The sequence below is a fragment of the Aeromonas popoffii genome (genome assembly GCF_037818705.1).
Classification (GTDB): domain Bacteria; phylum Pseudomonadota; class Gammaproteobacteria; order Enterobacterales; family Aeromonadaceae; genus Aeromonas; species Aeromonas popoffii.
Genome location: NZ_CP149129.1, coordinates 905,501 through 920,681, shown reverse-complemented (window position 1 = coordinate 920,681; position 15,181 = coordinate 905,501). Strand labels below are relative to the sequence as shown.

Below are 15,181 nucleotides of genomic sequence, written 5' to 3'. Positions count from 1 at the left end.
GGGGGAATTCGAAAGAATTGAAGATATAATTCGGCACTCTCATGCTACGCCATTAATATGAAAAGTGCTGTTTCGCATTGTATTTTAACCACTCATAACAATACCAAAAGAAACAACTTGTAACCAAATGTAACTTATTGCTGTTTTTCTATTTTAGTCTACCGATTAAAAAGGCCTCCAACAAGGAAGGCCTCAAATAAATATTATTCTATAAAGACTGGGCAATATTCAGCCTTTTTGCGAACGCTTGACCGCGTCAATAAAGATGGATTTCGCCTTGGTTGAACCGGCACGCTCGGCCTCATTGACCAGTTGCATCGCCTTGTCGATATCGCCGGCTTTTACCGCTTTCTCGATTTGGGACTGATAGAAGGCTTCGGTCTCGGTCAGCATGGGTGCCACACTTTTGGCAACCCCAGTAGTGGCCAGTGGCACCACCAGTTTATTAGGCGAAGAGTTGACCACCGGCGTATTGGCATCAATCACATCCTGATAGATAGGCTTGTAATAGTTGCTGTCTGTCTTTACGCCACTCAAGTCTTCCACAGAAATGCTGACAACCCCCCAGGGAGAGTGCGGAATGACAGGATCCTTCTCTCCATAGTCAACCACCCCCAGTGACCTGGTCATCAGCTTGGAGGGACTAAAAATGGTCGTTGTCTTATCCAGAGTGCCATGGTCGGTATAGATCACCATATAGCTCTCATTGTTCGGGTTGCCGACATAGGAGCGATCAACGGTAAACACCGCTTCTATTCGATCCCCCTGCAGCATGCGCGCCGGCTCATACTTGAACACATCGCTGCCTAACTTGCGGGTCACATTGAATTTGGCATCAAGCATCAAGACTGTCGGGTTGAACAGTGATTTATCAATTAATCCATCGACTGTGATACGTAGATCACCAGAGTTTACGGGTAAACGGAAGGCTAAAAAATAGCTTTTCCCTTCACTGAAATTGTAAACCGGAGAGCTGCCATTGATTGGGATCAACTTGGTCGAACCAAGATGGAGATCCTGAAAAGGCAGGCTGGAGACATCGCGACAGCAGCTACTAACCGTAGCCAATTGGTCCATCGCAACCTCGCGATTTTCCATAATAGACTTGAACTCTTGAGTCGGGGCTACGTTCGTTTCCAACGCAGCACATCCCCCCAGGGCAACAGAGCAGAATACAGTCAAAGCTAATCTGGAATATCTCATTGCGTGACCCTACGAAACGTGTTGTAAAAAAAGAGCCCCCGTCATGCGGGGGCGCTTGTAATCATGTCATGAACAGCTTACCACCAGGCTTCGGCTTGAACACCGAAGGTCCAAACGTCATCCTGTTTCACGCCATTGGAATCCGGACGGAACTGTCCATCAGCATCCAAATAGGAAGCGTAAACACGGATTTCCGGACGGGCCCAGAAACCAGAACCGGCGGACCAGGCTTGTGCCAGGGTATACTTCTTACCGATATCACTGCTTTCGGTACCGTTGTGCGGCTTATTGCTATCGTGGTGGTAACCAAGCTCAGCAATGGTCTTCATTGTATCGTTCCATTTGTACATCGGACGAACGACTACAGAGAAGGTTTCCTTGTCAGCGCTGTTATTCTCGATGTCACTGGCAGTCCCGTAGACCAGCTGGTGACCAACTTCGACTTTATCACCCACTGGCAGCACGCCCCAGTTGATGAAACGCCAGCCGTCGCCCTTGGCGGCAGCTTGGCTCAAGCCACTACCAGAACCGCTACCATATTCAACCGCCTGAGCGGCATAACCATCAGCAAAGTACTGAACAACGGTTTTGTTGAAGCCACCCAGCATGGATTGGGTCAACTCTGCGGTCACCATGTGACCATTTCTCTCGAATTCCTTGTCACCCAGAACGGACTTCTGCTCATCGGTCAGATTGCCACGGGCGTAGTTATAACCCAACTCCAGAGAACCATCTTTCCACAGCGGGATGCCTGCATAACGCAGGTCCAGCACGTCAGTGTTAACGCGCTCGTCTACACCAACCCCGCCAACAAACTTGTCGTAATCTTCCCACGGGTCGTTACGCAGCCATGCAAAAGAGAGCTTGCCCGGACCAGCTTGGATATTTTCTACGCCAGCACCGGCACCAGACACATCCCAGTAATAGAAATCTGTGATGTGGATGTCGTGACGTTGGTAGTAACGCTTACCAGCCCACAGGGTAGATTCTGGGGCAAAGCCCAAAACACCTTTGGCTTGAACGTTGAATTGACGCAGAGCAAAGTCGGCATCGTCGCCGCCAGTGCTTTCCCAGTCACGTCCTTGCTGACCAGAAACCATTGCAAACATGGAGTCTACGTAAAAGGACTTGCCATCCTTGTTGTAGGCCTCATGGCCCAGCTGTACTTCGCCGTAGGTCTCGGCTTCGTTGCCCAGACGACCTACTTTCTGTTTGGCGTAAGTTTGCAGGCTGCCGTTGTCGGAGGTACCGACACCAGAGCGCATATAGCCGTGGAAATCAACCGCGAAGGCGGCTTGGGAAGCCAGGGCTGCGGTTACTGCTGCAGCGATCGGAAGCCACTTTGCTTTCATTTTCATTTTCCTTATTCCCGCTGAGAGGAGTGTGATCCTGATATTCAAGTTCTTATCACCATAAAAACGCTTAGGTGATAACCGGGGTCGATTATAGGTAGCCAATTTCGTGACAAACATGAGCTGATTCACAGAATGGCGACAAACCACCCGGATCATGCCAGAGAGGGTTTAATGGGATGCCAAAAGCAAAAACCAAGCAACAATTCACCATTAATTATAAAAAAATGAAAACAATAAAGCCATGAAAACGATACCAACCATTAATTCGCTTCAATTATTAAGATGAAAATACCCAAATCAATGACAAAAACATGACTGAAATCGCTTTCAATGCGGAACTTTTAATTTTCTTGCATGTCTGTCATGACAGAAATACATGCTCGGCCAAGCGAAGGGATGCTAGAAAAATAGCCGGATAAAAGGCGAAAAATATGGTCAGTTGAGGCTTGTCTGTCCCGGGAATAAACATCCCCCGTGGTCAAACCAACAGGGGACATATAAAGAATACAAGGAGGGGAAAGCTCAGAGTGAGAGCATGAGTTATTTAAATGTTAATTTAATTATATTAAACCAACACCCTGTTCAGTTTTAAGCACATCAGGTGTGTTATTTTTGTACAAGCTCGCTATGTTCATGTATGAAAAATCTGCCTAACACTGGCTTTCCTACCTGCTTTATCATCTGATTGAACGAAAAAACGGCTCATGCTCTCGCTCTGGGGAAACTAGAGCGTATTTTCCCAGCCGGTTAGCCAGGCCAGCGCCACTTTTTCCGGTTCATCGTCGACGGTGGCATCTATCTCCAGACGGGGTAACAAAACCCTTGCTCCCAACTCCTGCAACAAGCCGTCCAACTGACGGCCAGCCCCACAAAAGTGCTCATAGCTGCTATCGCCCAGAGCGATGAGCGCATAGCGCCACCCTTTCATATAGGGAGCCCGATCGGCCAGGGCGGCGGCGAAGGGTTGCAGATTGGGCGGAATATCGCCCTGCCCTGTGGTGGCAGTGATCACCAGCAGAAAGCGGGAGGGATCCAGGTCTTCCAGCACTGCCTCATCGAAGATTTGGCACTCATGTCCGGCCTGCTGCAACTGCGCAGCCAGCGTCTCGGCAACCAGCATGGCCGCGCCATAAACGGTTCCAACCACTATATCTATCTGAGCCATAACAGATTCCTTTGACTGACGTGGCGTTACAGCATGCCACAACCCGGTCGAAGGCAACACCCTGCCGCAAGTGAGCAAGCCAGGGGAAGATCAGTAGTCACTCTCGCTGGCGGGCCAACCCAGCTCGGCAAACAGTTGCAATACGTCTGGCCCCAGCGGCGCCTGGATCCGCATCGGGACTTTGAGGATCGGGTGCTCGAAACTGAGTCTGCGGGCCACCAGCAGCAGGCGTTCACACCCCAGCTGCTCGCGAAAGAAGCGGTTGTGGCGGCCATCGCCATGGCTGGTATCCCCGACGATGGGGTGGAACAGATGAGCCAGATGGCGGCGCAGCTGATGCTTGCGACCGGTTTTTGGGAACAGCTTGACCAGGCTATAACGACTGGTGGGGTGCTTCTTGGAAACCGCATGGGGCAACTCGACCTGGTGCAGGCGACGAAACGCGGTGACCGCCTCCTGGGCCGGGCGATCCGGGGAGCTCATGGCATCGGCTATCTTGTCCAGCTGCTCCTTGAGGGGGTAATCGATCACCCCCTGCTCCGGGGCCCAGCCCCGCACCAGCGCCAAATACTCCTTGTGCACCCGACGGGCGGCAAACGCCTCGGTCAGGGTACGGGCTACCGCAGGATCCAGTGCAAACAACAGTACGCCGGAGGTCGGGCGGTCGAGGCGGTGCACGGGATAGACGTGGCGACCACCGATGAGATCCCGGGTCATCTGCATGGCGAAGCGGGTCTCGGCCTTGTCGAGCCAGCTGCGGTGCACCAGCAGGCCCGACGGCTTGTTGACCGCCACCAGCCAGTCATCCTGATAGAGCAGGGTCAGTTTCATGGTGCCATCACCCCGCCACCCGACAGGGACGCGCCACCACAACCAAGGTGGCCCTGGAAACCGATGGCGCCTGCCAACATCTGCGTTTGATCGCGCAGAGTCAGGCTCATTTTTCCACCACCTTACCGGTCAGCAGCAGATCGAAGCGACCGATGAGGCGCAGCAGGCTCGCCATTTCGGCCAGCTCGTTCTTGTAGACTTCGCTCGCCATGGGATAGAGGGAAACGCTAGTGGGCAGCGGCGCTTGCAGCATGACCAGCTGCTCCATGCGCGGGATCAGCACAAATTGCAGCCACTGATCGAAGCTCAGGGTATCGACACAAAACGGCAGCTCGCTCGCCAGGGCCTCTTCACCCGGATGCTCATCTTGCCAGCGCTCCAGCCGCTGCAACTCGGCGGTGAGTTCACCCAACAGGCCGGCTACCAGCAAATATTGATTCATCTCGTCGTCCTCTTGCTCATGACCACATACCGGTCAGCCTCCCCTGTAAAACAGACACAGGCTGGCCGAGCTCATCAAAAAAGGGCGCTACTATACACCGTCCCCCTCCCCCTCTGCCATGTTCCATTGGCAAGCGGGACGCAGAGCCAAGCTATGCCGGTGATCTTGCTGAACGCGCCTTGGCGCATACAGTGCAGAACAAGGTGAAAGCAGCGGACCATCGAACAGACCAGCCAGATCCACATCTGGCCCATGATGGATTCATGGGCTCGAACAAGCAGGAAGCGGTCATCGGGCCGCGTCCTGCTATGTTCTTTTTTTAGCTTTTCCTCACCGTTGATGACATCTTGCCAAACCAGTGTTCCGATAACTTCTGAGCCTGTTTGACTTCCGGTTTGGTCATCGCTGCCTCCAGCTCGTCACGGGCCTGCATGGCTTCAGGCATCCCTTCGGTGGCGGCCAAGGAGAGCCAGGCATAGGCATGTATCCGGTTGCGCGGTGCCCCCAAGCCTTTCTCACGCAGCGTCCCCATCCGGTATTGGGCCATGCGGTCACCTTGCTGAGCGGCCAGGCGATACTGCTTGAGAGCCAGCGTGTAATCCTCTTTGCCACCTTGGCCCAAACGCAGCATTTCACCGTAGGCGTATTGCGCTGCCGTGTGGCCCTGTTGAGCGGCCTTGGCATAACTGGCTCTGGCTTGCTCCAAAGCCCCCTGGTCCTGCTGTAACTCCGCCAGCTCAAACCACGCCTTGGTTACGCCACCGTCAGCGGCCAGCGTTAACCAGTGGGCCTGCTGCTCCCGGTCTACCTGCAGCAAGCTCAGTTGGTACTCGGCTTCGTGGGAGCCGTGTCCGGCTGCCAGCTCTAACCAATAACGCCCCAAAGCGGGATCTGCGGGGACTTGCTCCCCTGCCAGATATGCCATCCCTAGCCAGAGTTCAGCTTCGGCAGAGCCCGCATTGGCGGCGCGCTGATAGGCAGCGAAAGCATTAGAAGGAAGCGCCTGTTTAGCTTGCAGCAACAAGGCGTCCGGTTGCTGTTGGGCAGCGGCTTTATCATTCCAGCGCTGGGCAATATCCGGCCGTTTGGCAACCCCTTTGCCCATTTCATAGCGCTGACCCAGCAGGTACTGGGCATCACGGTTGCCCAGTTCTGCCGCTTTTTCTAACCATTTGACGGCATCAGCATCAGCCCCCGGTTGTTTGCTGTACCACAGTGCCAGGACTAACTGCGCTTCGGCATGATCCCGCTTGGCGGCCTGCTCGAACCAGTCGAGGCATTCACTCACCAGTTTGCCTTGATGCTGCTCCTGGCACATCAGGCCCAGTCGATAGCTGGCATGGGTGTTGCCAAGCCGCGCAGAGCGTTGCCACCACTGGGTAGCGAGCGCCGGATTTTTGGGCTCACCGAGCCCAGCCTGATACCAGTCACCCACTTGCCACGCAGCGTTGGCGCGGATCTGCTGATCGGCGGCCAAAGGGCCCGACTGCTCTGCCGCTTGCTGCATCCAGTGCATGGCATTGGGATAATCGGGTTGGCTGGCCAGACGTTTGGCCAACTCATATTGAGCCTTGCCATTGCCCTGAGTGGCGGCTTGGGATAACTCGGCGTCAGTGCGTGACGCAGTGGAAGAACAGGCGGTTATCATGCTGGCGGTCAGCGCCAGCCATAAGGCTCGATGTGTCATGGGAAAATTCTTCGCATAGTGAAAAAGTGATGGATGAGGCACTGCTGTCTTTCTGGCTGATCCGTTATGCTACGCAGCCACCTGATGGGCATAAAGCGGATGCGGCGCCTTCCCTGGCCATTAGCCTTGCCTATCAGGTGGTTTGCTGCAGGTGATCCTGCTAGGCCTTCTGCCACTTGGCATACTCAGCTTTATCGCCTCTGGCATGCCGGAAGGCACAGATGCTCTCTGCCAACTCTGCAGCCATGGCATGATCGTTATCACGACGACAGTTCAGATACAGGGCTAACCAGTTTTGGTACTGCTTCATTGATACCTCTTAAACCGCTATCCAAATCAATTGACCTGATTGGTATCCGTCTTGGGCTGCGCTGCACGGTAGGCTTCCATGATAGGAGCCCACGCTTCGCCGGCTGGGATCGGATATTTGTCGTAATAAGGACGGAAATTCTTATCAAAACTTGCCCATCGCTTCTGATATTGGCTATCTAGCGGCACTTTCTTGTCATACCAGTCAGTGACTTCATGGGCCATCCCGCTTGCAATCAACACGTCTGGCAGCGGATCCGGACTTCTCAAGAACACCTCCACATATCCTCCAGAGGCGAGCCCTAACGCTATGTAGTTACGCTGTGCTATTCGCTCCCCTTTGAGGCGGTAACGCTGCGCCATCTGCTTCCCCAGATCCTTGGGCAGATCCAGCGTGATGCCATACCGCTTCTTGTCGTGATATGACACCCATTCAATCTCTACTTTGTCAGGCACCGGCTGACCATAAAAACTTCTGCCTTTTCCTACATCCCACCGATAATATTTTTCTTTCAACAGCCGCTCACCCACAACAGACACCACACCATTACTCGATTCGTTAGAACCCATTTTTTCCCGAGAAAACAGGGCGCGGGTATGCCAAATTTCATCCGCATTTGACCCTACGCTGTAACTCCAATCCATCTTGGTCGGACCGTTGTCATTGCATCCCACCAACCCCAGTAACAGTAATGGCAGTAATAACCAGCGCATCATCATTGCACTGGGTCTGTATCTGTCTTGGGCTGCGCCGCTCGGTAAGCGTCCATGACCGGAGCCCAGGCCATACCACTGGGAACGGGATGCTGTTGATAGACTTGGCTGTATTTCGTATCAAAATCTGCCCAACGATTTTCAAACTGGCTGGAGAGCGGGAAGCGCGCATCAAAGGGGTCATCCGTTACCTCTTTGGCTATTCCCCTGGCCAGCAGGATATCGGGCGTGGCTCTGACACTGGTTAAAAAGGCCTCGACATAACCACCAGTCGCCATGCCTAAGCCAATATTATCCCGTCTCTCTTCACGCCACTCTTTGCCCACTTTTACCCGGTAACGTTGCGCGATCATGCTTTCCAGCTCTGCTGGCAACACCAGGCTGATGCGATAGCGTTTCTTGTCATGAAATGAAACCCACTCAATGTCCACCTGATCAGGTATCGGGCGGGTTGTGTGGCTTCCTTTTGAAATACGCCAACGATAGTCTTTTTCTTTGAGCGCTTCCGCGCCAAAAAATCCGGCAGAACCATTGGTCGAGGCATCAACCAACTTACCTTGGCGATAAAAGAGAACTTTAGTCACCCAGAGCTCATCAGAGTTTGAGCCAACCATATGCCACCACTCCAAATTCTGGGTAGATGTGGATGCTGCCTGACAAGCTGCCACGAGAGGTAATAGAAGAAGTAGTAATAGAATCCGGCGCATTAATAACCTCCCTTTTTGTTACCGGTAATCTGGCGCACCTCTTTGCCTCCAACAGTGTTGGGCGTGTTGACCAACCCAGTGTCAGCGCTGTAGTGCAAGTAACCCAATCGCAGTTGTTGATACACCTCGGGAGGTAAGGCTCGGGCCAAGTTGACGACATCCTTACGACGTTTTGCTGCATCCACCCATTGCTTGTCGAGAGCTGCCAGATCAACCGTGGGGTTCGAAATCGCACTGTTGAGCATCAAATTTTTATCAGTCGGATCCCACTTATCGAACGGTACACCGGCATCCCGCGCTGCTTCTATCATCATGTGCAGCGGTATACGCGAATACTCCCCCTCCACCACACGATGCAGCACCACATCCACCGTCATTTTTTGCTCTGACGCGTCTTTGCCCACGGTGGGAAAACGACGAGGGCGCACATTCAGATACCCGGACATGGTAGGACTGCTGTGCGTTTGGAGCAACTTGATCCCCTTGGCCCACCCCTGTTCTGAGCGCATTCGGGCATAGGTAGTGGCATCACGATATGCCTGCGAACCGGTGATTTCGCTACGAACCCACTCATCGGAACGGAAGGTGGCAATCACAGTATTTTCGGTGATCACGGGTGAGGCATAGTTGGGGTCGCGCAGGCTCCAACGACTGTAATAGCCACCGCCTACATCAGTATGTGCACCGGGGATGATGACTTCGGTAAAGTTGTCAGCAATCTCGGTTCCAACTGAGTCATCGGTGATACGGGTCAGGTCGAAGTGAAAACGCCACTCATCGGCAGCAACGATATGCACCACTCGTTCTGCACAGTCAGGCTCCAGCACTACGCTGCGCTTTCCCCACAAATAGGAGCTGACCACAGTATCAAACAAGCCAACAAACTGAATGCGCACATCATCACGACTTGCCCAGTCAAACCCCTCTTTCAGGCGGATTTCAGGGGCATTGGCAATGCCCTCAACCAAAGGATGATCGCTCTTCTTGTCGATACGGTTCACAAACTGGCGAGCAGCAGAGGCGCCTCGGCTAAAGCCAAAAACATCGAATTCGACCTTATGAATGCACTCAATGGTGGGCAGTATGCTTTCAAGTTGTTTCTTGACCACAGCCACAATTTGAGTTTGACAGGCTTGCTCAACCCGAGCTGCACTGGAGGTGTCACCCTTGTCTGCGGCAAGGCCCGCCTTCGTGTCACTCTGCCCCTGGGTGGTGCCAATTCCTTCAACATATACAGCCACATTCAGCTCTGATTTTGTTGGCTGCTTATATAACTCCCTAGACTTACCAATATTGGTAATATCGTTCTTCTCGCTGTTATTGAGCTTGCTGGGCAGCGCATCATTAAAACATTGCTCCAGCAAGGTTTCCTGCTCAGCCGGGGAACACTTGGCCAATGCAGCCTCCAAGGCAGGCTGACCCTCTTGGTGCTTGAAGGTGTTGTTGGCGGTGCCATCAAAGAACACCCCGATGCGCAGGATATTCAGCTGATAGCCCTTCACCTCAATCACATAGGAGTGCTTGGTGATAAAGCGCGGTGGCTGGGCTTTTCCTGCTTGATGCCCTTCCGGTAGCGGCTGCTCGGGGTCGGTGAGGCAGAGGTCGCCGGAAGTCACCTTGACGTGTTCGCGCTTTACATCGTCGTGCCCGAAGAGTTTGTCGGTATAGGGGGGGACCTTGCTGGTCTCACCCTTCTTGAGGGCTTCACGAGATTGGGCTGCTTTAAGCCAGGGCTGGGTTTCAAGCTTGACCGTCACCGGACCGACCGCAAAGCCTTGCACCAGGGTTGGACCGTCTTTCAGGGTCACGGTTTTGCTGGTGCCAGTGGCATCGGTCAAGGTAGCTTTTTGCCCCTTGAACGAGCGGTTTTGTTCGTCGCGAACGTCTATCTCAATCCAGCAGTTGTTCTTCTCACAGGGGATGCAGTGGGCGCTGATAGCGGCGTTGTTTCCCAAATCAACCATCAAGCCACAACTGCCCCAGCCCCAAGTGACCGTTACACTCGGGGCTTTCTGACAGGCAGACCCAGGGTATTGAGTTTGTTTATGGCGCTGACATACGCCATTACCTCTCCCACTTGGCCGTTGTAGTTACGCAGACTGACTTTCCCCGCCAACAACTGTTTGAACCGATACATCGCTGTCTCTGCAAGTGAGCGACGGTGATACCCCGATATCTTCATCCAGTGCGCCAGTCCTTCCTTGCGCATCACCAGCACTGCCTCATTTCTTGCGTGTCCTTTTTTCCATAACCCCGCGCTTTTGCGAGGCGGGATACAGGCTGTTGCCCCTTTGCGCAAGATAAGCTGATGGCTGGCTTTGCTGTCGTAGGCGCCATCCGCATAAACACGTCCCAGCTTGCGCCGCAGAGGGTTGAGCAAGGTGGGCAACACCTCGGCATCATGGACATTTTCCAGCGAGACTTCCGCCGCCACGATATCGTGGGTCACCGGATCTACCGCCAGATGCAACTTGCGCCAGACTCGCCGTTTCTCGGCGCCGTGTTTTCTGACCTTCCACTCGCCTTCACCAAATACCTTCAGCCCGGTTGAGTCGATAACCAAATCGGTAATACGTCCTTTTGGGGGCTGTCGATAAGCCACCGTCACCGTGCGTGCCCGCTTGCTTACACAACTGTAATCGGGGGCACAAAGCGGTACGTTCATCAACTCGAACAGGGAGTCGAGTAGTCCCTGAGTGGCCCGCAGAGTGAGGTTGAAAATCCCCTTGAGCATCAGGAAGGTGCAGATGGTCTGGTCAGTGTAGAGTTGGCTGCGGCCCCGGCACCCATGATGGCCGTGGTGGAACCAGTTGTTCATGGCCTCGGCATCAACCCAGAAGGCGAGAGAGCCACGGTTAATCAAAGACTGGTTGTATTTAGGCCAGTTGGTGATGGGGTGAAGCGACGTGCCCATGATGCAGACTTGAAGAGGATGGTGGTGATCAGATCACCAAGTCCTCAGTTAGTTCCATTCAAGCTGCATCGATTTGGGCAACAACGCCGCTGATAGCCATTACACGGCTCCTATCAATTCAGGGTGTTTGTTCAGCCAGTTATTCACCTGAGCCACTTCGTCGTTAGTCAGCATCAATGGCGCTCTGATGGCATCGAGCGCCATATTAGCCTGCAACGTGAGAGCGCCAGCCACAACGCCATCAAGGACGTCACCTTCTAACCCACCTTGATTGGCCTGCTTGAGGACTGTGGCAATTGCGGCTTCCGGATTGGGATGACGCGCCATCATATCCTCCATGCGCTGCCAGAAGTGGCGCGAGAGGATGTAGGCGTGACGGCTTTCGTCATACAGCGGTGCCAGGTGGTGAGGCTGGACGCGAAACCAGGGTGCTTGGCGGGGAGTAAATTCGGCATCAGGCGTGCGTAGCCAAGCGCTGTCGTTAGCCCACAGGCTGGTGCAGGGGCCGAGCACATCATCGAGCTCCTGCTGACTCATGGTGCCGAGCATCTTGGGGAAAACCCGGTTATCGGCGTAGCGCAGCCACATCACTTCCCCTTCAAACGCCACCTCTATCAGGCTTTGCCAATGCTTCTGAACAACATTCACAGGTTCGCTACTAAGGAAATAAAAGCCGCGAAGTTGTGGGTGAGCAACAATAAACTCACCTGAGGGAAAGGGCAGTAACCAAGGACCTTGTTCAGCTTGATCGGCAAAGGCAGTGCCAGCAAACAGGGGACAAGCATCTCTACCACCTTGTTCGCAAAACGACAAGATTGCTTGATGATCTGCAACTGCATCAACAATTGCAAAACGCTGACATGCATCTGATGCAATAAACCTCTCATCGTTAAGTGGAAAAGGTGACATACACTTCCTCTAGGAGATAAATTTAATTTTCTTGCTGGCTAATTGGGTGATCTTGTTATCTTTTAAACTGATCAAGACGTCTTCAGACAATCCCTTTATCTTGAGTTTGTTTCCTGAGCGGGCGAGCAGAGCATAGGCATAACCAGCTCGAGGAGCCCTACTGGTAGTCTTGGCTTGGTTATAATCGAATATTACAACTCTGGGGCTAGTCTTATTAATTACAGTTCCCTCTTTACCCATATAAGTAATGATTGCCCCTTCGTAGGAATTAAAGATATCAAGTAACGAGTTATTGTGCTTGATCAATACATCGGTGTTACGCCCAGTCAACACTGTGTGACATGCTGCTGTCGTCGTAATACCATCAACTCCAGTTTTCCAATCCATACCACCAGGTTGACCTGTATGGTAGGCATAGAAAAACTCATGGTCATAAGCATACATCATGGTGCAACCACTCAATGCACCAGAAGTAACGATAACAGGATATCCATCAACTAAGGAATTAAGCTCAAGACGAATGCCTATTGTCCCTGCTGTACCATTTACTACATTGATCAAGGAAACATTTTTTCCTAGCGTTTCTTTCCCCCAATAGGATCCAATTTTCAATCCACCTTCACGTGAAGTCGCCTGTTCACCTGTAGATGTTATGATTTTATCACTAAATAATTCATCCTCGCTGCTATAAGGCCTCGGCATATCTAGCTGTACTAGTGCATCAACACGGCAAACGTCAAACTTGAGTTCAATAGGATTGGATGCATCCCCAACTAATAGGCCGCGTGTTTGCAAAGGCGATATATACCCCCTCATTAACCTTTCTGTATTTTTGTTTGGCTTAAACGACGTTTGAGTCGAGCTCCCCCTAGAGGCAGACAAAGGAGCATCTAGGGACTTGACTGAATCATTTGAAAAAGCACATGGCTTCACTAGCGGGGCCATGGACTCCATGCTTTTTTGAATAGCACTCGCAGGGATGGTCGCTGGTGGTACTGGCGGCACCTTGACCGCCCCCGGCAAGCCGGGCATCTGACCCGCCCACCCAGAGCCTGAGCCAGGGCTACCGCCAGAGTTCATCTTGATGGAGGGACCGACCAAGGTGACGCCACTGGGGTCAACCTTCACAAAACTGCCGCCAACTTTGAGGGTGATTTCAGCTCCAGCCTCCAGCACGACCTTTTGACCCGACTTGAAGTGAATTTCCTGACCCGCCTCCACCAATAGCGCCTGCGCGATTTTCTGGTGGAGCGATGCATCCATTGTGAGGGAGTAGTCAGCCTTGATGTGGTCGCGCTTCTCGCCCTCTACCGTCAGGTGGTCGTTGGCCTTGATGCGGGTGACCCGCTCGTTGTCGATATCGGTGTGCTGGTCGTGCTTGATGTGCCAAGCAGCGTCGTTCTCTATCAGCACATTCAGGTCTTTCTGACCGTGGATGTAAACCTCTTCCTGCCCCGCCTGGTCTTCAAAACGCAGCTCGTTAAAACCTTCCCCCTGGTGGGTCTCGGTGCGCAGCACGGTGCGCGTCTTGTTGGCGGGCAGCTCGTAAGGGGGGCGGTTGGTGGCATGGAAGGTGCGCCCCGTCACGATGGGCTGGTCGGGGTCCCCTTCCAGGAAGCTCACTATGACCTCGTGGCCGATACGCGGGATGGCCATCATGCCGTACTGGCCGCCAGCCCAGCCCTGGCTGACCCGCACCCAGCAGGAGCTCTGGTCGTTGGAACTGCCGTAGCGGTCCCACGGGAATTGAAGCTTCACCCGGCCATGCTCGTCGCAGTAAATCTCCTCCCCTTCCGGGCCCACCACTATCGCGATTTGCGGGCCATCCACCATCGGCTTGTGGGGCATCTCGGGACTGCCCATACGCGCCCGCCAGGTGGTGCTCGCTTTGACCACGCCAAATTCGTTGTGGTAAACGGTCGGGCCGCTGCCGCCCTCTTCCTCCAGCGCCTGTGGCTGTTCGCCGGTATGGCTGATACGCACAATTTGCCAGTCGGTGTTGAGGCTGTCGTTCGGGTGTTCGGTCAGCGAGAAGCTTTGCCCCGGCAGCAGGGCTGCGCTGTTGGATTTGCCACTGCCGCTGACCGCGTCATTGCGCAGTGCATCAAGGCGGTGCTGGGCAAAGGCCTTGCCACTGCCGTCCTGCTTGTAGCGGCCCGGATAGTCAAAATGCTGGTAAGTGTCGCGCTGGTGCTCGAGCTCTGCCCCCATTTTCTTCTGGGAGAGGCCATAAGCCGGGGTTTTAAAGCTGTAGTCCTTGAGCTCTACATCCGAGGGGCGCACCGATTCGCGGTAGTGGAACTGGCGCACATAGGCACCCTGTTCCAGCGAACGGTTGCCGAGGTTGAAGAACAGCTCGGGGCCAGCTGTTAATGCCGCCGCATCGTCGGCAAACACGATGCGATGCTTGCCTGCTTCAAACTCGTGGAAGTAGAACAACCCCTCTTCGGCGGCCAGGCGGTTCAAGAAGTCGAGGTCGGTTTCTCGGTACTGCACGCAATATTCACGCTGGGCATGCTCGTTTTTCAGCGCAAAGGCGTAGTCGGTGATGCCGTGCTCTTGCAGCAAGATGGAGAGGATTTCGTCCGGCTTCTGTGCCTGGAAGATGCGGGAGTTTTGGCGCAATCCCAGCCGCCACAGCGCCGGCTGCACCCGCAGCTGATAGCGGGTGCGGCGAAAGCCGCTGTCCCCTTGCGCAAAGTCGCTCACTACCCCACACACCCGGCGTTGCAGCTCGCCGTGGTACCACACCATCAGCTCGCAGGGCTGGTCCAGCACGGCGCCAAAGTCGATGTCCGGTTGCTGGCTGGCCACCTCCAGTTTGAGGCTAAACGGGCTGTTCAAGCCCTCATCCAGCTTGAAGCTCGCGACCGCAAAGGTGTTGTCAGCCAATGCGCCAACCTTGACGGTGAATTGTAATCCTGTGCTCTGTGCCATGACCTTGT

General features: G+C 53.8%; 13 protein-coding genes and 1 pseudogene. All 14 read right to left on the bottom strand.

Annotated elements, in window-relative coordinates; all coding sequences use genetic code 11:
• Nucleotides 1–228 precede the first annotated feature (228 nt).
• Nucleotides 229–1,098, bottom strand: coding sequence for a MalM family protein (locus tag WJM78_RS04475; RefSeq protein WP_339014020.1), 870 nt, complete (start codon nucleotides 1,096–1,098; stop codon nucleotides 229–231).
• Nucleotides 1,099–1,280: 182 nt separating this feature from the next.
• A complete protein-coding gene (locus WJM78_RS04470; protein ID WP_287146110.1) occupies nucleotides 1,281–2,555 on the bottom strand; it encodes a maltoporin in 1,275 nt (424 codons plus the stop codon).
• 727 nt (nucleotides 2,556–3,282) lie between these two features.
• On the bottom strand, nucleotides 3,283–3,723 hold the full coding sequence (locus tag WJM78_RS04465) for a flavodoxin (RefSeq protein ID WP_042038134.1): 441 nt from the start codon (nucleotides 3,721–3,723) through the stop codon (nucleotides 3,283–3,285).
• A gap of 90 nt (nucleotides 3,724–3,813) precedes the next feature.
• Nucleotides 3,814–4,554, bottom strand: a complete 741-nt coding sequence (gene truC, locus WJM78_RS04460) for a tRNA pseudouridine(65) synthase TruC (protein WP_042038132.1) — start codon at nucleotides 4,552–4,554, stop codon at nucleotides 3,814–3,816.
• 106 nt (nucleotides 4,555–4,660) lie between these two features.
• Nucleotides 4,661–4,996, bottom strand: a complete 336-nt coding sequence (locus WJM78_RS04455) for a YqcC family protein (RefSeq protein WP_339014014.1) — start codon at nucleotides 4,994–4,996, stop codon at nucleotides 4,661–4,663.
• Between the two features lie 319 nt (nucleotides 4,997–5,315).
• Complete coding sequence (locus WJM78_RS04450; RefSeq protein ID WP_339014012.1) at nucleotides 5,316–6,683, bottom strand: SEL1-like repeat protein; 1,368 nt, start codon at nucleotides 6,681–6,683, stop codon at nucleotides 5,316–5,318.
• 160 nt (nucleotides 6,684–6,843) lie between these two features.
• The gene (locus WJM78_RS04445; protein WP_339014009.1) at nucleotides 6,844–6,993 is read right to left on the bottom strand and encodes a hypothetical protein; all 150 of its coding nucleotides are present in this window, start codon (nucleotides 6,991–6,993) and stop codon (nucleotides 6,844–6,846) included.
• Nucleotides 6,994–7,019: 26 nt separating this feature from the next.
• Nucleotides 7,020–7,712: a DUF2931 family protein gene (locus WJM78_RS04440; RefSeq protein ID WP_339014006.1), complete on the bottom strand. Its 693-nt coding sequence runs from the start codon at nucleotides 7,710–7,712 to the stop codon at nucleotides 7,020–7,022.
• A complete protein-coding gene (locus WJM78_RS04435) occupies nucleotides 7,709–8,413 on the bottom strand; it encodes a DUF2931 family protein (RefSeq protein WP_339014003.1) in 705 nt (234 codons plus the stop codon). Before WJM78_RS04435 ends, WJM78_RS04440 begins: the two co-directional genes overlap by 4 nt.
• Nucleotides 8,413–10,377: a DUF2235 domain-containing protein gene (locus tag WJM78_RS04430; protein ID WP_339015751.1), complete on the bottom strand. Its 1,965-nt coding sequence runs from the start codon at nucleotides 10,375–10,377 to the stop codon at nucleotides 8,413–8,415. The genes WJM78_RS04435 and WJM78_RS04430 overlap by 1 nt, the downstream gene beginning before the upstream one ends.
• Nucleotides 10,378–10,409: 32 nt before the next feature.
• Nucleotides 10,410–11,327, bottom strand: coding sequence for an IS5 family transposase (locus WJM78_RS04425; protein WP_339009335.1), 918 nt, complete (start codon nucleotides 11,325–11,327; stop codon nucleotides 10,410–10,412).
• A 99-nt stretch (nucleotides 11,328–11,426) separates the two neighbouring features.
• On the bottom strand, nucleotides 11,427–12,236 hold the full coding sequence (locus tag WJM78_RS04420; RefSeq protein WP_339014000.1) for a DUF4123 domain-containing protein: 810 nt from the start codon (nucleotides 12,234–12,236) through the stop codon (nucleotides 11,427–11,429).
• A gap of 9 nt (nucleotides 12,237–12,245) precedes the next feature.
• Nucleotides 12,246–13,181 (bottom strand): cytotoxic necrotizing factor Rho-activating domain-containing protein, encoded by a 936-nt coding sequence (locus tag WJM78_RS04415; protein ID WP_339015749.1) that lies wholly within the window; start codon nucleotides 13,179–13,181, stop codon nucleotides 12,246–12,248.
• Nucleotides 13,182–13,262: 81 nt separating this feature from the next.
• Nucleotides 13,263–15,173: pseudogene (locus WJM78_RS04410) on the bottom strand (type VI secretion system tip protein VgrG); the annotation flags it as partial.
• Nucleotides 15,174–15,181: the final 8 nt, after the last annotated feature.